At 62.7% G+C, this 18,842-nt stretch carries 18 protein-coding genes; 10 read left to right on the top strand and 8 right to left on the bottom strand.

All coding sequences use genetic code 11. The features are described from left to right. Positions 1-270 precede the first annotated feature (270 nt). On the top strand, positions 271-501 hold the full coding sequence (locus CD932_RS26950) for a hypothetical protein (RefSeq protein WP_094445966.1): 231 nt from the start codon (positions 271-273) through the stop codon (positions 499-501). A 423-nt stretch (positions 502-924) separates the two neighbouring features. Here the strand turns inward: CD932_RS26950 and CD932_RS26960 are convergent, their stop codons facing one another. Then, positions 925-1,470, bottom strand: a complete 546-nt coding sequence (locus tag CD932_RS26960; protein ID WP_094445968.1) for a TetR/AcrR family transcriptional regulator — start codon at positions 1,468-1,470, stop codon at positions 925-927. Positions 1,471-1,601: 131 nt separating this feature from the next. On the opposite strand from CD932_RS26960, the gene CD932_RS26965 reads away from it, so the two are divergent. The 4 genes from CD932_RS26965 to gstA all read left to right on the top strand — a co-directional run bounded on the left by CD932_RS26965 (position 1,602) and on the right by gstA (position 4,432). Next, positions 1,602-1,940, top strand: a complete 339-nt coding sequence (locus CD932_RS26965) for a multidrug efflux SMR transporter (protein WP_094446142.1) — start codon at positions 1,602-1,604, stop codon at positions 1,938-1,940. Between the two features lie 85 nt (positions 1,941-2,025). Further along, positions 2,026-3,099 (top strand): catalase family peroxidase, encoded by a 1,074-nt coding sequence (locus CD932_RS26970; RefSeq protein ID WP_094445969.1) that lies wholly within the window; start codon positions 2,026-2,028, stop codon positions 3,097-3,099. Beyond that, positions 3,096-3,707, top strand: coding sequence for a cytochrome b (locus CD932_RS26975; RefSeq protein ID WP_094445970.1), 612 nt, complete (start codon positions 3,096-3,098; stop codon positions 3,705-3,707). Before CD932_RS26970 ends, CD932_RS26975 begins: the two co-directional genes overlap by 4 nt. Before the next feature lie 92 nt (positions 3,708-3,799). Continuing rightward, complete coding sequence (gene gstA, locus CD932_RS26980) at positions 3,800-4,432, top strand: glutathione transferase GstA (RefSeq protein WP_094445971.1); 633 nt, start codon at positions 3,800-3,802, stop codon at positions 4,430-4,432. 207 nt (positions 4,433-4,639) lie between these two features. Here the strand turns inward: gstA and CD932_RS26985 are convergent, their stop codons facing one another. Together CD932_RS26985 and CD932_RS26990 are read right to left on the bottom strand one after the other, a co-directional pair. Beyond that, positions 4,640-5,680: a methionine synthase gene (locus CD932_RS26985; RefSeq protein WP_094445972.1), complete on the bottom strand. Its 1,041-nt coding sequence runs from the start codon at positions 5,678-5,680 to the stop codon at positions 4,640-4,642. Positions 5,681-5,708: 28 nt separating this feature from the next. Next, positions 5,709-6,692: a DUF1852 domain-containing protein gene (locus CD932_RS26990; protein ID WP_094445973.1), complete on the bottom strand. Its 984-nt coding sequence runs from the start codon at positions 6,690-6,692 to the stop codon at positions 5,709-5,711. A gap of 236 nt (positions 6,693-6,928) precedes the next feature. Here CD932_RS26990 and CD932_RS26995 point away from each other — a divergent pair, with 236 nt between their 5' ends. After that, positions 6,929-7,807, top strand: a complete 879-nt coding sequence (locus tag CD932_RS26995) for a LysR family transcriptional regulator (RefSeq protein WP_094445974.1) — start codon at positions 6,929-6,931, stop codon at positions 7,805-7,807. Positions 7,808-7,845: 38 nt separating this feature from the next. On the opposite strand, the gene CD932_RS27000 is transcribed toward CD932_RS26995, so the two are convergent. Beyond that, positions 7,846-8,850, bottom strand: coding sequence for a porin (locus tag CD932_RS27000; protein WP_094445975.1), 1,005 nt, complete (start codon positions 8,848-8,850; stop codon positions 7,846-7,848). Positions 8,851-8,894: 44 nt separating this feature from the next. Next, positions 8,895-10,097 carry a 3-oxoadipyl-CoA thiolase gene (gene pcaF / locus CD932_RS27005; RefSeq protein WP_094445976.1) on the bottom strand — a complete coding sequence of 401 codons (1,203 nt, stop codon included), beginning with the start codon at positions 10,095-10,097 and terminating at the stop codon, positions 8,895-8,897. Positions 10,098-10,377: 280 nt separating this feature from the next. On the opposite strand from pcaF, the gene CD932_RS27010 reads away from it, so the two are divergent. The 4 genes from CD932_RS27010 to CD932_RS27025 all read left to right on the top strand — a co-directional run bounded on the left by CD932_RS27010 (position 10,378) and on the right by CD932_RS27025 (position 15,210). Continuing rightward, positions 10,378-11,388 (top strand): tripartite tricarboxylate transporter substrate binding protein, encoded by a 1,011-nt coding sequence (locus CD932_RS27010; protein WP_094445977.1) that lies wholly within the window; start codon positions 10,378-10,380, stop codon positions 11,386-11,388. A 20-nt stretch (positions 11,389-11,408) separates the two neighbouring features. Next, entirely contained in the window at positions 11,409-11,870 is a 462-nt protein-coding gene (locus tag CD932_RS27015; RefSeq protein ID WP_094445978.1) for a tripartite tricarboxylate transporter TctB family protein, read from the top strand. Positions 11,871-11,880: 10 nt separating this feature from the next. Then, complete coding sequence (locus CD932_RS27020; RefSeq protein WP_094445979.1) at positions 11,881-13,425, top strand: tripartite tricarboxylate transporter permease; 1,545 nt, start codon at positions 11,881-11,883, stop codon at positions 13,423-13,425. 168 nt (positions 13,426-13,593) lie between these two features. Next, entirely contained in the window at positions 13,594-15,210 is a 1,617-nt protein-coding gene (locus CD932_RS27025) for a methyl-accepting chemotaxis protein (protein ID WP_094446143.1), read from the top strand. On the opposite strand, the gene CD932_RS27030 is transcribed toward CD932_RS27025, so the two are convergent. The 3 genes from CD932_RS27030 to CD932_RS27040 are packed head-to-tail and all read right to left on the bottom strand — an operon-like array spanning position 15,185 to position 18,827. Further along, positions 15,185-15,595 carry a cupin domain-containing protein gene (locus tag CD932_RS27030; RefSeq protein ID WP_094445980.1) on the bottom strand — a complete coding sequence of 137 codons (411 nt, stop codon included), beginning with the start codon at positions 15,593-15,595 and terminating at the stop codon, positions 15,185-15,187. The genes CD932_RS27025 and CD932_RS27030 overlap by 26 nt on opposite strands. Positions 15,596-15,648: 53 nt before the next feature. After that, positions 15,649-16,791: an alpha/beta hydrolase gene (locus CD932_RS27035; protein WP_254926780.1), complete on the bottom strand. Its 1,143-nt coding sequence runs from the start codon at positions 16,789-16,791 to the stop codon at positions 15,649-15,651. A gap of 32 nt (positions 16,792-16,823) precedes the next feature. Then, entirely contained in the window at positions 16,824-18,827 is a 2,004-nt protein-coding gene (locus CD932_RS27040) for a glycoside hydrolase family 3 protein (RefSeq protein WP_254926781.1), read from the bottom strand. Positions 18,828-18,842 lie beyond the last annotated feature (15 nt).

The following is an 18,842-nucleotide window of genomic DNA, read 5'->3' on the forward strand; positions in this document are numbered from 1 at the left end:
AATGTATGGAAATTGTTTTAAGGTAGTATGCCTCAGCGCGCGCGGCAACACCATCGTTGCATGGCCGTTGCTGACGTTGTCTCCTCTCTCATCCGCATTGGGCAAATCACTGCGCAAGATGCCATGGCTATTTCATGGCTCGCTATAATGAAAGATTGAACAGGATGCCAGGGGATGGTTCGAACAAAAAAATGAAGCTGCGCAAGCAGCGTTTTGAGGTAGCGATCCTCACGATAGATAGTGTCAAGTAATAGCCTGGAAATACTCAAAATGATGGATTGGATTCCTGTAGTCTTCGTTACGTTCAAGGCTCTCGTGCTCGGCACGGGCATGTTCTTTGCCATCAAGTGGCATTACGATCAAGGCAAGAAGAAGGGCAGGCGCGCGGTGCTGCGCTCGAGTGGCAAGGTGGTTGCAGTCTTCGTGCTGTCGCTGCTGGCCCTGGGGCTTGTCACCTTCCTGCTTGTCAGCAGGCTCGGCATGGAAATAGCCTTTTCATGATGGCAAAGCATCGTCGGCAGTCAGCCAGTGATGGGGCGGCAATGCCGCGCTGCGGCTAGGGGGCGGCAGCGGCAGGCGCTCCTTGCCGGTGGACCTGAAGGCGTGCCAACACGCCGTCCATTGACCTGTCAAGTGTCGTGTACTGAGCAAGTTCCAGATAGCGAAGCTGCCCCGGAAGCAGTTCCGCCAGGCGCAGCTTGCCTTTCTGGTGACGAGGATGTTCCTGGCGAAACGGATGGCGACCATGGACCAGTCGCAGGATGGCGAGGACATGGTCCCGATCGTCCAAGAGATCAATCCCTTCCCCCCACAACCGTGGCGAACCGGCGCCGCTGGCGGTTTCACTGTGCCCATCACCGCATTCTCCCTCCGGCGATGCAGGCGTTCACCGACTTGACCCATGAGCTGTTCAGCGACGCCACCTCAAGGCTTCCTGAGCAGTTCTCCCATCAAACCATCCAGTTGCTCGCGCTCTTTGTTGCCGATCTTATAGGTAGACAGTAAATCCGATAGCCATAAGCCGTCTGCCGCCAGACGAACGAGCAAGGCATTTTCAGTGGGAGCCTGGTCGAGAGAGCGCTCAATTTCTGCGCGCTCGCTCCACCGCGCCGCCAATCCGCGATCAATGACGGTTGCCACGACCATGGCGCGCCAGCCTTCGGTGTCCTCGTACGAAGTGGTATTGAGCGACATGCGTGCGTAGCGCAATGCTGGCGGCGCCGACGCATCTTCCAACGCCAATGCTTCGTTGAATTGATCCATATAAAGGTCGAAAAGTGCGGCAAGCAGCTGTTCTTTGGTGCCGAAATGATGTTGTACCGCACCTTTGCTGACACCGGCGGCACTGGCAATTGCGCCGATAGAAACCGGCTGCCCGGTACTTAACAGGACAGTGGCGGCGTGAAAAAGCCTCTTTCTGACTTGGTCAGGTTGTTTCGGAGGCCGGGGAGTGTGTGCTTTAGAAGTCATACCTCAATTCTACAACGCAAAAAATAAAGTACAATACGATCGTATTGTAAAAAATCGTCCTGCGAAACAATGAGGACATGAACAACGCCATTCACAATTGCAAAATTAACCACGTCAAACAAGAGAAGAACATGCTTGCAACACACTATATCTGGCTAGGAGCCGCAATCGTATCGGAGGTTGCCGGCAGCGCCTTCCTGGCCAGGTCCGAACAGTTTTCACGATTGGTGCCAACCGCGCTGGTGGTTATTTTTTACGGATTCGCATTCTATGGACTCGGCCAGGCACTGAAAGGCTTACCGCTGGCGATCGCCTACGCCATATGGGGCGGCTTAGGCATCGTCCTGACCGCGCTGCTCGGCGTGCTCGCGTTTAAGCAAAGGCTGGACTTTCCGGCAATCATCGGCATCGTTCTCATTGTCACCGGAGTGATCGTGATGAACCTGTTTTCAAAGACAGCCTCGCATTAACCAGGCGACATTCACTGTCAATTCAAGGAGTCATCATGAACAACACACCGCGTACCACCTTCGCCCCGTCCAACGGCGGCCGGCCATGAAGATCGGCGATATTGACCTCAAGCGCAGCTGGCCGGCCCTGGCCGGCATCGGCGCGATCGTCGCCGTGCTGGCCACGGCCTTTGCCTGGGCTGCCGGTTTGCTTGGCCAGCGCGTGACCAATACGACTTTCCTGGAAGACACGCAACATAATTTTCCTGCTGGCTACCGTCGCGCACACGGCAAGGGAGTGTGTTTCGACGGCGTGTTTCGCGCCAGCGGCGCAGTGGCAAGGTACTCCGATGCCAGGGTTTTCGCTCAGCCGGAGACACGGGCCACAGGACGCTTCTCGATTGGGCACATGAGCCCTTATGCTGCGGATAACTCCACCAGCACCGTCAGCATGGCCATGATGCTCACTGCCGATAACGGGCAGCAGTGGCGCATGAAAATGAACAACGAGCCGTATTTCGCCACCCGCGATGCCCCCGGCTTCCTGGCGATGGTCAAGGCTACTGCACCTGATCCGGCCACCGGCAAACCCGACCCCCAACACGTGGAGGCTTTCCTCAAGGATTATCCGGAGGCGCGCAAATACATGGAGGCCGATGCCGTGAAACCCTGGGCCAGCAGCTTCGCCGGCGCCACGTTCTACGCCATCCATGCCTACTTTCTGGTGGCCGAGGATGGGCGACGGCAAGCCATGCGCTGGTCGCTGCGGCCGCATGCGACATTCACCGCCTGGAGTGCTGAAGAGCGTGCGCGGGCCAGTCACGATGCCTTGTTCACAGATGTAGCGCAACGCCTGACAAAGGCGCCGTTGCATTGGGATATGGTGATGCAACTGGCCGCGCCAGGCGATCCGGTGGATGATCCATCGCAGCCCTGGCCGGAAACCCGCCAACAGGTAGTGGCCGGAACGCTGGAAGTGCAGCGGGTCTTCGAGCAGACTGACGGCGTGTGTCGCGACATCAATTTCGATCCCACCTTGATACCGGCCGGCATGGCACTGTCGAACGATCCGGTATTGGCAACGCGGGCAGGTATTTACGCCCACTCGTACAACGCACGGCTGCACGAAATCGGCTACGGCAAGGCCACCGATGCGGTTGGAAAGAAGGCAGCACAATGACGACCGAAGCCCGCACCGCAAGCAAAACTTTACCAGGCCATGAAGCTGGCCTGCCAGCACAATTCAACCTGCTGGCGCAGTTGTTGCATTGGACGATGGCGGCGGCCATTCTGGCGATGCTGTTCATCGGCGTAGCCATGATGACGTCGCTGACCTGGCGGCCCTGGCTGCTCGACCTTCACCAGCCGCTGGGCATTGCCATCTTGCTGTTGGCGATAGTGCGTTTGCTCAACCGGCTGCGCCATGGTGCGCCAGCGTTGCCCGCCGACATACCACGCTGGCAAGTCATGTCAGCCAAGGCATCGCACTGGGTGCTGTATGGCTTGATGGTCTCGCTACCGCTGCTCGGCTGGGGTGTACGCTCGGCGGGCGGATGGCCAGTGACGATGTTGCCGGGTGTCGCGCTGCCGCCCATCGCGCCTGCCGATCCGGTCTGGTACGCGGTGCTGCGTGACGCCCACGGCCTGCTGGCCTGGCTGCTGTTCGCCGTCGTGCTGATGCATCTTTCCGCCGCACTCATGCATGCCTGGGTGCGCCGTGACGGGGTCTTCTCCAGCATGACGCCAGGTGGCCTTCAGAATCGTCGTTACCGCCGCAACAGGACATAGATTGGCATCACATTCTGGCGTTTTTATATCGCCTGAACCGCGCGCTTTTCCTCAAGGGGAAGCGCATTATTGAAACGTATGGAGCCCACAGAATGAAACTCTACTACAAGCAGGGTGCCTGCTCGCTTTCTCCCCACATCGTTGCAAACGAACTTGGTCTTGATGTTGAATTCATCAAGGTTGATCTCAAAGACCATACAACGGCAGAGGGTAAGAATTTTTACAAGGTCAACCCGCATGGCTACATTCCTGCGCTGGAGCTTGATAACGGCGACATGCTGATGGAAGGCATTGTCATCGTTCAGTATCTCGCGGACCTGAAGCCCGAAAAGGACCTCGCTCCCGCCAACGGAACGTTTGAACGCTACAAGCTTCAGGAGATGCTCGCCTTCCTCTCGACGGAAATCCACAAGGGCTTCATTCCGCTTTTCTATGCACCTTCGGCAGGCGGCTATATCGAGATCGCAAGGCCGAAGCTGGAGCAACGCTACGCCTGGATTAATGACCATCTTGCGGACAAGCAGTTTCTTATGGGCGACAAATTCTCGGTCGCCGACACCTATCTGTTTGCTGTGACCGGTTGGGGCAAGGCGTCGTGGCTGAAGTCGTACGAGGATACGTCTATTCATTTTGACCATCTTCAGCACCTCCAGGCCTGGTATGAGCGTGTCAAGAGCCGTGCAGCCGTGCAGAAGTCCATCCTCGAGGAAGGCCTCGACTTGTAAGTAAGTGCCAAGAAATTATCCTGATGCCTCGTTGCCTGTGCAGCGAGGCATGGAACGGCCGGTCTTGGTCCATTCACGCCCTTGGGCAGGAGTTCCAGCATCTCGTCGTTGCGCTGGAAGGGCGCTGCGCTGCAGCGCATCAGCACCATGTCCGGGGGCTTTTCGTGCCGATCCCGGCTTGTCCGCAGTCGCCCCAAAGCACCGTGTTCAGCCTTGAATGCCGCCCAGGATCTCCCTTCGCACAATCTCCGCTCCCGCGCTCAGGGCATTCAATTTCCCCCTCGCCACCTCCCTCGGCAACGGCGCCATGCCACAGTTGGTACACGGATACAGCTTGTCCGCATCGACAAAGCGCAGCGCTTTGCGCAGGGTGCCGGCGACTTCCTCTGGCGTTTCAATGGTGTGGCTTGCCACGTCAATCGCCCCCACCATCACTTTTTTGCCGCGAATCAGTTCGATCAGGTCCATCGGCACCTGAGAGTTATGGCATTCCAGCGAGATGATGTCGATACTGGATTTCTGCAGCTTCGGGAAAGATTCTTCATATTGGCGCCACTCGGACCCCAGCGTCTTTTTCCAGTCAGTATTGGCCTTGATGCCGTAGCCATAGCAAATATGGATGGCGGTTTCGCACTTGAGCCCTTCAATCGCCCGCTCCAGGGTGGCAATCCCCCAGTCATTGACCTCATCAAAGAAAACATTGAAGGCCGGTTCGTCAAATTGGATGATGTCGACGCCAGCGGCCTCCAGTTCCCTGGCTTCCTGATTGAGGATCTTGGCGAATTCCCAGGCCAGTTTTTCGCGGCTCTTGTAGTGGCTGTCATAGAGCGTATCGATCATCGTCATCGGACCTGGCAACGCCCATTTGATGGGCTGACTGGTTTGCTGACGTAAAAACCTGGCGTCTTCGACAAACACCGGTTTCTGGCGGCTCACTGCGCCTACCACCGTCGGCACGCTCGCATCATAGCGATCACGAATTCTGACGGTTTCACGTTTTTCAAAATCAACGCCGTTCAGATGCTCAATAAACGTGGTGACAAAATGCTGGCGGGTTTGTTCGCCGTCGCTGACAATATCGATGCCCGCTTGCTGTTGTTCCTGCAGCGACAGGCGTAAAGCATCGTGTTTGCCCTCAATTAATTGCTCGTCCTGTAATTTCCACGGCGACCAGAGTTTTTCAGGTTCCGCGAGCCAGGAAGGTTTGGGCAAACTGCCGGCCGTCGACGTAGGCAATAATTTTTTCATGATGATTGATTTCTTGTATGGTGGTTGATCAGAGAGCGTAATTGGCAGCCCATTGTTCCAGCACGTTTTTGTATGGCTTGATGAAGTGCTCTTCTGTATATTTGCCCTGCTTGATGGCCAGCTGGCTGCGCTCTTCCCGGTCATACACAATCTGAGTCAATGAATAATCCTGGTTCTTCAGGCTGGGCTGATAAATTTTCCCCGCTGCGGAATTGGCATTGTAAATCTCGGGCCGGTAGATCTTTTGAAATGTTTCCATCGTGCTGATGGTGCCGATCAGTTCAAGATTGGTGTAGTCGCCAAGCAGGTCGCCGATAAAATAAAAAGCCAGAGGGGCAGAGCTGTTTGGCGGCATGAAGTAGCGCACCTGCATGCCCATTTTTTCGAAATATTGATCGGTCGGGGAAAACTCATTTTGTTGGTATTCAACGCCCAGGATCGGGTGCTGATTTTCCGTCCGCTGATAGGTCTTGCTGCTCGAGGCGCTGATGCAAATGACCGGCGGCTTGCTGAAGTGCTGCCGGTAGGTCGTCGATCTTACAAAGTGCTTGAACAGCTTGCCATGAAAATCGCCGAAATTATCGGGAATGTCGAAGGCGGATTTATTGTTGTTGTGTTCCGGCAGCAGCACGCTGAAGTCGTAATCGCGCACGTAAGACGAGAAGTTATTGCCCGCAATGCCGTCAATGCGCTCGCCGGTTTTCTTGTCGATGATATTCGGCTTCAAGATCTCGATCAATGGCAGTGCATTATTGCCGCCTTCGCCATCGATCGTCATTTCAACGGAAATGATTTCGAGCTCGACAGAGTAGCGGTCGCCCTTGGGGTTGTCCCAGTGGGCCAGGTTGTTGAAGCGACTGTCTATCATCCGCAGGGTATTGCGCAAGTTCTCCTGGCGGCTCTTTCCTCTGGCCAGATTGGCAAAGTTGGTCGTCAGGCGCGTACTGTCCGAGGGGTGATAGTTTTCATCGAAACGAATGGTCTTGATGCTGAATGAAAAATCGTTGCTCATGGTGATCTGGTGTCCTGACTGTTGCGAAAAATATGAATGTTGCTGCTGTGGTGTTTTAGTCTTTTTATGTCCGCCGGAAACCGCGACTGGCCGAAGTGGACGTGTCATTTTTGCTTTCTGCTGCGGTGAATGCGTGCGGGCCGAACAAGGTCGACAACAAGGGATGGATGATAGCGCCGGGAATCGATGAAGTATAATGGTCTTATTTCATACATCCATGAATATGGCGCATATACATGCTTGAACGCATCCACCTCAGCATCGTCCAGCAGGTCGAGAAACAAGGGTCACTGACGGCTGCGGCCAGCGTGCTGAACCTGACCCAGTCGGCCCTGAGCCACAGTATGAAGAAACTGGAGCAGCAACTGGGCACCGACGTCTGGCTGCGCGAAGGGCGCAGCCTGCGCCTGACGCAGGCCGGCCAGTACCTGCTGGCGGTGGCGAACCGGGTGCTGCCGCAACTGGACCTGGCCGAAGAGCGTCTGGGCCAGTTCGCGCAGGGCGAGCGCGGCGCGCTGCGCATCGGCATGGAATGCCACCCTTGCTACCAGTGGCTGCTCAAAGTGGTGTCGCCCTATCTGGCCGCCTGGCCCGACGTGGATGTGGACGTCAAGCAGAAGTTCCAGTTCGGCGGGATCGGTGCGCTGTTCGGCTACGAGATCGACCTGCTGGTCACGCCCGACCCTTTGTTCAAGCCGGGGCTGAAGTTCGAACCGGTGTTCGACTACGAGCAGGTACTGGTGGTGGCCAAGGGCCATGCGCTGGCATCCGTGGATTATGTGCAGCCCCAGCAGTTGAACCAGGAAGTGCTGATCAGCTATCCCGTCGATATCGAGCGCCTCGACATCTACAATCAGTTCCTGTTGCCGGCCGGGGTCGCGCCCAGGCGCCACAAGGCCATCGAAACGACCGACATCATGCTGCAGATGGTGGCCAGCGGCCGCGGCGTGGCCGCGCTGCCGCGCTGGCTGGTGGAGGAATATGCGGCCAAGATGGAGGTGGTGCCGGTGCGGCTGGGCGAGCGCGGCATCGCCAAGCAGATTTTCCTCGGCGCGCGCGAGGCCGACATTGCCATCGACTACGTGCGCGCTTTTATCGAACTGGCGTCGTCCTGACCGGTGCGCCGCGCCCTGGCGTCACCGGCCGGGGCGCGTCAGAAGCTGTGCCGGACCCCCAGGTTGGCCGCGCGGTCGCCGCTGCCCCTCTCGGTGGCGCTGCCCACCGTGAAGGCCGCGCCGTTGTCGTTGCCGATCATGGCGTACGCCGCATAGAGGTCGGTGCGCTTGGACAGTGCGTATAGATAACCGACACCCCATTGCCGCGCGTCCTGGTTGGCCCTGGCCTTGTCGTCGTGGCGGACATGCGACAGCATCACCTTGTGCCGGCCGAACGGTACCAATACGCCGGCCAGGGTGTCGTGGCTGTCGGCCGTGCCGAGCCCCCGGTTGCGCGCGTGCGAGACGTAGGCCTTGACCGTGCTGAAGGTATAGCTGGCGGCGAGCAGCGTATTGCGGGTGCGGTCGGTACCGGCCGCATTTTCGACCCGGTGGTGGGCGCCTCCCAGCGCCAGCGGGCCGTTGGCATAGGCCAGCGAGGCGCTCAGGGTGCGGTTCTTGCTGCTGTCGCCGGCCACCTCGCCGGCGCCGTAGGCGAGATCGGTGCGCAGGCCGCTGATAACTGGGCTGACGTATTGAACGACGTTGTCGGCGCGGGTGTTGAGCGTCATGATGTTGCCGGCGCGCCCAGCCAGGCTCACCGCCGCGAACGGGTCGCCGACATCGCGCAGCGTCTTGTAGTAGGGCGTGTACTGGCGCCCCAGCGTCAGCGTGCCGAAGCCGCCGCTCAGGCCGACATACGCCTGGCGCCCGAACAGCACGCCGCCCTGGCCGACGGTGCCGGTGTCGGTATTGAAGCCGTTTTCAATCGCGAAGACGGCGGCCAGGCCGCCGCCGAGGTCCTCCCGGCCCCGGAAGCCGAGCCGGGAACTCGATGCGACGCCGCTGTTGAGTTTGGTCACGGTGGCGCCGCCGGGGCCGCCACGTTCGTTGACCATGCCGGCATCGACGATGCCGTATATGGTGACGTTGGACTGGGCCTGCGCCTGCACGGCCGTCGCGCAAAGCAGCGCCGTGGCGAAGGTGGTCATGGTTTTTTTCATTGTGTCTCCTGGTGGTGGTGTGGTGCTGAAAATGTGTGCCGGGTTCAAACCCGTTCGAGCACGATGGCGATGCCTTGTCCGACGCCGATGCACATCGTGCATAGCGCGTAGCGCCCGCCCGTGCGGTGCAGCTGGTTGACGGCGGTGGTGACCAGGCGGGCGCCGGACGCCCCCAGCGGGTGGCCAAGCGCGATGGCGCCGCCATGCGGATTGATGCGAGTATCGTCGTCGGCCAGCCCGAGTGCGCGCAATACCGCCAGGCCCTGCGCGGCGAAGGCCTCGTTCAGTTCGATCACGTCGAGCTGGTCCAGCCGCAGTCCGGCCATGGCCAGCACCTTGAGCGTGGCCGGATGCGGGCCCATGCCCATGATGCGCGGCGCGACGCCGGCGGTGGCCATGGCCACCACGCGTGCGCGCGGGGCCAGGCCGTGGCGGGCGGCGGCGGTGCTGCTGGCCAGCAGCACCGCGCAGGCGCCGTCGTTGATGCCCGAGGCGTTGCCGGCCGTGACAGTGCCGCCCGGGCCGACCACCGGCTTGAGCCCGGCCAGCACGTCGAGCGTGGTGGCGCGCGGGTGCTCGTCCTGAGCGAAGACGACCGGAGCGCCTTTTTTTACCGGGATCGCGACGGGCACGATCTCGCTGTCGAAGATGCCGGCGCGCAGCGCGGCGAGCGCCTTGGTCTGGCTGGCCAGCGCGAAACGGTCCTGGTCGGCGCGGCTGATCTGGTATTCGGTGGCGACGTTTTCGGCCGTCTGCGGCATGCTGTCGACGCCGTACATCGCCTTGAGCTGCGGATTGACGAAGCGCCAGCCCATCGTCGTATCCTCCATGACCTGGTTGCGCGAGAAGGCGCCATCGGCCTTGCCGACGACGAACGGCGCGCGCGTCATGCTTTCGACGCCGCCGGCGAGCAGCAGCGACGCTTCACCGCTCCGGATGGCGCGCGCCGCGCTGCCGACAGCGTCCATGCCCGAGCCGCACAGGCGGTTGATGGTGCTGCCCGGCACCGACACCGGCAGCCCGGCCAGCAGGGCCGACATGCGTGCGACGTTGCGGTTGTCCTCGCCGGCCTGGTTGGCGCAACCGTACAGCACCTCGTCGAGCGCCTCCCAGTCCAGGTGCGCGTGGCGCGCCATCAGGGCCCGGATCGGCAGCGCGCCGAGGTCGTCGGCGCGCACGGACGACAGGGCGCCGCCATAGCGCCCGAACGGCGTGCGCAGGGCGTCGCAGATGTATGCGTCTTGCATGGAGTCTCCTTCCAAATATTGTTATGTGCGCGCCGATACGGCCGTCGCATGCCAAAAAGTCTAGGCCGATACGTCGCGGCGCGCATCTACCGGTTTCCATTGGGTGGAATAAGGGCTGGCATGGCGGGCGCCAGGAATTGCATGTCAAATTCCACTGTGTGGAATAGTGGGGGTGTGTCACCCGATGTTAAGGGATAATCTGCATCACATGTGGCAGTTTGCGAAGACAAACGACCCAAGCCGGCCCCTGGCCGGACCCGACACCCATCAAGGAGACACCATGTACCAGCGTTCCCATTCCCGTTCCCGTTCCCGTTCCCCATCGCCGGCGCGCCGCGCCATCGTCGCCGGCCTCGCCATCATCGCCACCGCCGCCGCCCTGCCGGCGTTCGCGGCCTTCCCGGACAAGCCGATCCGCATCGTCGTGCCGTTTTCGCCCGGCGGCGGCACCGACATGGTCGCCCGCGTCGTCGCCGAAGGCATGTCCAAGGATCTGGGCAAGCCCATCATCGTGGAAAACAAGCCGGGCGCCGGCACCATCATCGGCAGCGACTATGTTGCCAAGAGCGCACCCGACGGCTATACCCTGGTGATGGCGACGTTTGCCCACGCCGTCAATCCGAGCATGCAGCCGAAGATGCCGTTCCAGACCGACAAGGCGTTCGCTCCCGTGATCCTGGTCGGCCGCTCGCCGAACGTGCTGGTGGTGCGTGCCGACCGTCCGTACAAGAGCGTCGCCGATATCCTGGCCGCAGCACGGGCCACGCCGGGCAAGCTGACGTTCGGTTCCCAGGGCAACGGCACCTCGGCCCACCTCGCCGGCGAGCTGTTCAAGATAACGGGCAAGGTCAACCTGGTGCACGTGCCGTATCGCGGCGCCGGGCCTGCCATCACCGACATGCTGGGCGGGCAGATCGACATGATGTTCGGCACCGTCGCCGCCGTCGCGCCGTTCATCGCCAGCGGCCAGATGCGCGCCATTGCGGTCACTACGGCCGAGCGGGCGCCGGCGCTGGCGAAGGTGCCGACCATCGCCGAATCGGGCCTGCCCGGCTATGCCGCCGAAAGCTGGTACGGGCTGTACGCGCCGGCCGGCACGCCGCCGGCGGTGATTGCGCGCCTGAACGCGGCAGCCAAGCGCGCCGTCCAGAGCGAGCTGTTCCGCAAGAAGGTGGAGGGCGAGGGGCTCACGGTCAGCGCCGGCGCGCCAGCCGAACTCGATACCTATGTGCGCGCAGAAACGGCGCGCTGGGAACAAGTGGTGCGCAGCGCCAACATCAAGGCCGAATGAGCCGTCCCGGGAACAACACCATGAAAATCATCAATCACAAGGACTTCTGGGCCGGGGTCCTGTTCCTGGCCTTCGGCGCCTTTTTCGCCGGCGAAGGGGCCAGCTACACCTTCGGCAGCGCCGCCCGCATGGGGCCGGGCTACTTCCCGACGATACTCGGCATGCTGCTGATGCTGTTCGGCCTCATCGTCGCCGTCGGCGGCATGCGCGCCGGCGCCACCCCCGAAACCGTCGAGCGCTTTTCCTGGCCCACGCTGGCGCTGATCCTCGGGCCGATCGTGCTGTTCGGCCTGCTGCTCGAACCGCTCGGTCTGATCCTGTCGCTGTTGATGCTCGTGGGCATTTCCAGTTACGCCAGCCACGAGTTCAGCTGGCGTGGCGCGCTGTACAACGCCGCCTTTTTGATCGGCCTGTGCCTGCTGGTGTTCATCTACGCGCTCGGCTTGCAATTTCAGCTGTGGCCATCGTTCGTTGGTGTTTAAGGGATAGACCATGGAAGCTTTTCTCTCTCATATGTCGATCGGTTTCGGCGCGGTGCTCGCGTTTGAACCGGTCTCGCTGCTCGGCATGACCGCCTCATTGCCGATGAACCTGCTGTACTGTTTCGTCGGCGTCGTCATCGGCACCCTGATCGGCGTGCTGCCAGGGCTCGGCCCGGTCGCCACCATCGCCATGCTGCTGCCGGCCACTTACGCGTTGCCGCCGCTGGGCGGGCTGATCATGCTCGCCGGTATCTATTACGGCGCCCAGTATGGCGGCTCGACCACGGCGATCCTGGTCAACCTGCCGGGCGAGACCTCGTCGGTGGTGACCTGCCTGGACGGCTACCAGATGGCGCGCCGCGGTCGCGCCGGCGTGGCCCTGTCGACCGCCGCCATCGGTTCGTTTTTCGCCGGCTGCGTCGGTACCTTGCTGCTGGCCGCGTTCGCCGTGCCGCTGGCGGCGCTGGCCTTCAAGTTCGGTCCGGCCGAGTATTTTTCGCTGATGGTGCTCGGCCTGGTCGGCGCCGTGGTGCTGGCCTCGGGCTCGCTGCTCAAGGCCGTCGCCATGATCTGCCTCGGCCTGCTCGGCGGCCTGGTCGGCACCGACGTGACCAGCGGCGTCTCGCGCTACGCCTACGATATCCCGCAGTTGTCGGACGGCATCGGCTTCGTGGCGGTGGCGATGGGGGTGTTCGGTTTTGCCGAGGTGATCAAGAACCTGGAACAGAAGGGCGACCGCGAGGTGTTCACCAACAAGGTCACCAGCATGCTGCCGAGCAAGGAAGATTTCCGCCGCATGATAGCGCCGATGTTGCGCGGTACGCTGCTCGGCTCGGTGCTGGGCATACTGCCCGGCGGTGGCGCGGCGCTGTCGTCGTTCGGTTCCTATTCGCTGGAAAAGAAGGTCGCCAGGAACCGCGACGAATTCGGCAAGGGCGCCATCGAGGGCGTGGCCGGGCCGGAAGCGGCCAACAACGCGGCCGCGCAAACGTCGTTCATTCCGCTGCTCACGCTCGGCATTCCACCCAACGCCGTGATGGCGCTGATGGTCGGCGCCATGATGATCCACAACATCCAGCCCGGGCCACAGGTGATGACCAGCAACCCGACCCTGTTCTGGGGCCTGGTGGTGTCGATGTGGGTCGGCAACCTGATGCTGGTGGTGCTGAACCTGCCGCTGATCGGCATCTGGGTCAAGTTGCTCAAGGTACCGTACCGTCTGCTGTATCCATCGATCCTGGTGTTCTGCTGTATCGGCGTGTACACGGTCAACAACAGCGCCTTCGACGTTTTCATGACGGCCGCGTTCGGGTTGCTCGGCTATGTGTTCAACAAGCTTGGCTGTGAAGGCGCGCCGCTGTTGCTCGGTTTCGTGCTGGGGCCAATGATGGAGGAGAATTTCCGCCGCTCGCTGCTGCTGTCGCAGGGCGATTTCTCGGTCTTCTACACGCGCCCGCTGTCGCTGGGCTTGCTGTGCGCCGCCGCCGTGCTGGTACTGGTGGTTACCTTGCCGTCGATCAAATCGAAGCGGGAAGAGGCCTTCCAGGAAGAGTGATGAAGGGCATGGCCCGTCCGCGCCGTCGGTGCGGACGGGCTTTCTTTTTTTCTGCTATTAATTTGACTGTTGGTTCCTGGTAACAGAGTGCCCAATTGCACATACTTACCGGCTAAGATGATCGCCTTGCCGCGCGGCCGCGGCGTGTTTTCCCATGGAAAGTCCAGCATGATTGAATTATTCAGCAATATCAGCGTCAAACGGCGCCTCGTCTTCGGCTTTGCCAGCATCCTGTTGTTGTCGCTGATCGCCATCGTGGTCAGCATCGCGCGCCTGAACGGCGTGGCCGCAGCCACCCGCACGATGATCGACGAGCCGATGGCCACCGAGCGGATCTTGCAAGACTGGTATCGCAATATGTTCGCGGCGGTACCGCGCGCCACCTCCATCATCGTCAGCAACGACCCCGGTGTGGCCGAGTTTTTCGCCGCCACCGCCAAGGCCTCGGCCGCCGCCTCGGAGGGGTTGCAAAAGGAGGTCGAGGCGCGCATGGATACCGACGTCGAGAAGAAGCTGTTCGCAGAACTGGGCGCGCGCCGCAAGGATTTCCTTGGCACCCGCGACACCATCATGGCGCTCAAGAAGGAGGGCAAGAGCGACGAGGCGCGCCAGATGCTGCGTGAGATCTACACGCCGAAGAGCGTGGTCTATCTGGCCGCTGCCGCCGCGCTGCTGGGCGAGCAGCGCCGCCAGATCGACGAGGCTGGCCAGCATATCGAACAAATCAACGTCGCCAGCCGTAACCTGATGATCGCGCTCGGCGTCACGATCCTGCTGCTGGGCAGCACGCTGGCCATCGCGCTGGGCCGCTCGATCGTGCAGCCGCTCGAACGCGCGGTGGCGCTGGCGCGCCGCGTGGCCGCCGGCGACCTGACCTCGCGCGTGGAGAACCGGGCGCGCGACGAAACCGGCCAGTTGCTCGATGCGCTGGGCGAGATGAACGGCAGCCTGTCGCAGCTGGTTGGCGACGTGCGCCTGTCGACCGACACCATCACCGTGGCGGCCCAGGAGATCGCCAGCGGCAACGCCGACCTGTCGGCCCGCACCGAAGCGCAGGCCGGCGCGCTCGAGGAAACGGCCAGTTCGATGGAGGAACTGACCAGTACCGTGCGGCAGAACGCCGACAATGCCCGCCACGCCAACGAGCTGGTGGTCACTGCCAGCGGCATCGCCGTGCGCGGCGGGGCCGTGGTCGGCAAGGTGGTCGAGACCATGGGCTCGATCAAGGCCAGTTCCGGCAAGATCGTCGACATCATCGGCGTCATCGACGGCATCGCCTTCCAGACCAATATCCTGGCGCTCAATGCCGCCGTCGAGGCGGCGCGCGCCGGCGAGCAGGGCCGCGGTTTCGCGGTGGTGGCGTCCGAGGTGCGCAACCTGGCCCAGCGTTCGGCCTCGGCGGCCAAGGAGATCAAGACGCTGATCAACGACTCGGTCGACAAGGTCGACGAGGGCGGCCGGCTGGTCGACCACGCCGGCCAGACCATGAGCGAGGTGGTCGAGAGCGTGCGCAAGGTGGCCGAGATCATGGGCGAGATCACGCTCGCCAGCGAGCAGCAAAGCGAGGGCATCGAGCAGGTCAACATGGCCATCGGCCAGATGGACGAGATGACCCAGCAGAATGCCGCGCTGGTCGAACAGGCCGCCGCCGCAGCAGCGAGCATGCGCGAACAGGCGCAGGCCCTGCTGGGCCAGGTGGGCCGCTTCACGGTGGCCGACACGCCTGCGGCACTGCTGGCCCCGGCGCGGCGCGCGCCGGTCAGCGCGGCAAATCGACTTCGATAAACACCGCCGGCTCCTGTTCCAGGTTTTGCAGCGCGTGGCGGCGCGCGCCGTGGGTCTCGTAGGACTGCCCCGCGCTCAGCCGTCTCGATTCGCCCGTGTCCTCGAACGTCTCGGTCACCGTGCCGCGCAATACATACGACACCGACGGGCGGTCTGCATGGCTGTGCAAGGGCAGCAGGCCGCCGGGATCGATGGTGACCTGGCGCATGCGTAGGCTGCGCGCCGCGCCGCCGTCGAGCATGTTGGCTAACGGGATGCTCTCAAGCACTTTGCCGTTCACGCCGACCCGCTGCGCATCGGCGCTTTGCGCCGCCGCCGGGGCGCTCATGAGGGACAGGGCGCAGGCCAGGGCTGCGGCGGTTGCTGCAAGTTTATAATTTTTCATGGTATTGAGTCGATGGTCGATGGAATGGGGGCCGGCAAATGGGCCGGCCGGCGTTACTTGACGTTGTCGGCCAGCCAGCGCTCGAGGCGTTCGGCGATCAGCAAGTTATTTTTCTCCAGCATCATCAAATGCCCGTTGCCGTGGATGCCTTGCTGTTCGAGGCGCCAGTGCGTGGCGGGCACGCCCGCTTGCCGCAGAAAGGCGGCGCTGCAATGGTCGTACGGGGCGTGGTACGACGCCTCGCCCGTCACCACCAGCACCGGCGTGGTTTGCAGATGCGTCAGTTTGCGCGCCGGGCTGCGCTGCAGCCAGCACTTGACCAGATCCTCGCCGTCGGCCGCGCTCTGCTGCTCGATCGCGATGTCGGCCGGATTTGTCACGGCCGGCGTGTAGGTCACCGCGATATTGGTCAGTCCCCAGGCCAGTTCGCGCACGCTCTGCGTGGCATTCTGAAACGGCGGCCCCGACGGTTCGATGGCGACGATGGCCTTGACCAGCGCCGGCCGCGCGTCGGCCACCGACCAGCCGAACAAGCCCGCCTGCGAATGCGTGAGCAGCACGGCCGGGCCGATCTTGTCGAGCAGCGCGACCATCGCTGTTTGCACCAGTTGCTCGCTCTTCGCGTTATCGGCTACCGACGGCACGATGGCGCGATAAAAATCGTCGAACACCGGATCGCCCCGGGTGGCCGGCGCTTCGCCGCCGCCCGGCCACTGGGTATGGCGCGCTGCCTGCGGCCAGGCCCGGTAGCGCTCGGAGGCCGTAAACAGCCGCTGCACCAGCGCCACGTCGCTGGTGCGCAGTTTGTCGGCGCCGGGCAGCGCCGGCGAGCGACCGCGGCTGGGCTGGTCGATCAGGTAGACCACATAACCGTGGTCGACGAAATAATCGGCCCATCCCTTGCGTCCGTCCGGCGTGGCCATCCAGTTGACGCCGGTTTGTCCCAGGCCGTGCAGGAACACCAGCGGGTACTTGCGGGTGATCTTGCGCGGTGCCCAGCCCTCCACATACATCTGGCCGGCCATCAGGTCCTTGCCGTCGGCGCTGACATATTCGCCGCCGACGTAGAACGCCGCATGACGCGCGACGCTGGTTTCGATAAACTGCTCCGGGCCGAAATCGGCGCCGCTGGCGGCGCCGCCGACGCCCGCAAGGGTCAGTGCCAGGCCGAACGTCAGCGTGGTGAATTTTTTCATGATTGCTCCTGTTGAATGTATGGTGGATCGCGTCAGTCGCGCAAGCCTTGCCCCATGCGGGTGGCGAGCTGGCCCTGTGGCGCCGGTACGGTGATCGACAGCGGCAAATCGTAGGGCAGCCGGCCTTCGAACGGCCGCTCCCCTGTCAGCATGTCGAACAGCGCGTCGGCCCCGAGGCCGAAATGGACGACGATGGCCGCCGCTGCTGGGATCAAGGCGCTCAGGTCGGCCGGCCGGTCCATATACACCGACACCACCGTGGGCACTTTGGCGCTGATGCGCCTGAAGGCCTCGTAGCTGGCGCCGCCGGCCTTGAAAGCGGTGTCGCCTTCGCGGTAGCGCGAGCCGAAAAAGTGTTGCGGATGCAGCACTTCGCTGGGCGTGGCGATGGCCATGATGGCGAAGTCGGCCTGCTCGACGGTGTCGACCACGTTGAAACCGCGCCGCCGCGCGCTGGCCGGATCGATCTGGTACAGGAAGACCTTGCGTGCGGCCGGCGCCTTCAGCGGCAGCGTGTGGGCCTGGTTCTGCACCAGCACCGCCGAGCGGCGCTGGGCGTCGAGCGCCATCGCCTGGAAGCCGGCGTTGCCGACCACGCCGCTGGCGGCGTCGACATCGACGTAGGGGGCTTCAAACAGTCCCAGCTGGAATTTCTGCAGCATGATGCGGGTCACCGCGCGGTCCAGCGCGGCAAGCTGCAAGCGGCCGTTGCGCACCGCCGAGATAATATACTGCGGATCTTTGGCGCCGCCGAACTGGTCGACGCCGGCCTCGACCGCCTTGGCGAAGCGGCTTTCCTTCGACAGCTCCTCCACGCCCCACGGCATGGCGATGTCGGCCGGGTTGGGTTTCTGGCCGGCGGGTGCGCCGTCGCGGCAGCCGGCGAGGCAGTCGTCGGTGATCTGCCAGTCGCTCAGCACCACGCCGTCAAAACCGAAGCGCCCGCGCAGCACTTCGCCCAGCATCTGCCGGTTAAAACCGATGCCGACCTGCTCGATTGGCCCATCGGCGCCTTGCACCATCAGGCCCGGTCCCGGCTGGCCGTAGGTCGGCATGACCGCGCCCACCTGCGCGGCGAAGGCGCCGGTAAACGGATAGATATGGTCTTCGATGGTATCGGTCCCGACCTGCATGTGGCGGCCGTAATGGTTGTGGGCGTCATAGCCTTGCGGCCCGGTCGCGCCGTAGCCGACCCAGTGCTTGACCACCGAGACGACGCTGTCGGCATGCAGCCCGGTCGCGCCGGACTGCATGCCGGTGACGTAGGCGTTGACCAGCCGGCGCGCCGTCTCGCGGTCGCCGCCAAAGGTGCCGTTGCTGCGGTGCCAGCGCGGATTGATGGCCAGGTCGGCCTGCGGCGACAGCGCCATGCGGATGCCGACGGCCAGGTATTCCTGGCGTACGCTGTCGGCGAAGCGTCGCACCAGCTCGGCGTCGCCGGTGGCGGCCATGCCGGCCGGATCTGGCCATTGCGTGAAGCTGCCGGCGCCCACGCTGATCCCCTGCGAGGACTGGAACTGGTTGCGCGGGTCCGAGCTCAGCGTGACCGGAATGCCGAGCCGTCCCCGTTCGGCCGTTGCCTGCAGTTCATTGGCTTGCCGCGCCATGGCGGCGACGTCGGTGTTGAGGCGGTTTAGGAACGCGGTGATGTGTTGGTCGAGCAGTAACTGGTCGATCCCCGGCCGCTCCCATGCGGTGCCCGCGCCAGGGATGGTGCCGGAGGCGGTCGACGGCGGATTGGCATGCATCATGGCGCCGGCCTTTTCGTCGAGCGTCATGCGCGCCACCAGGTCGCGCGCGCGTTGCTGGGCACTGTTGCGCCAGTCCTCGTAGCCGTCGAGCACGCCGTTCTTGTTGTGGTCCTTGAAGCGCAGGCCGTCGACCGTCAGCACGGCGATCGTGCGGGTTTGCAGCGGTGCTTGGGCCGACCGGCCGGCCGGGGTGGTGCACGCGCAAAGCGCGGCGATGGCAAGCGCCGGCAAAGCCAGGCGCGTGGTGTGCAAAATCGGATGGCGGGAGGGCATGGTGATGGTCATTGTCTGTCGAGATGG

The organism is Janthinobacterium sp. PC23-8 (assembly GCF_002250505.1).
Taxonomy (GTDB): Bacteria; Pseudomonadota; Gammaproteobacteria; order Burkholderiales; family Burkholderiaceae_D; genus Janthinobacterium.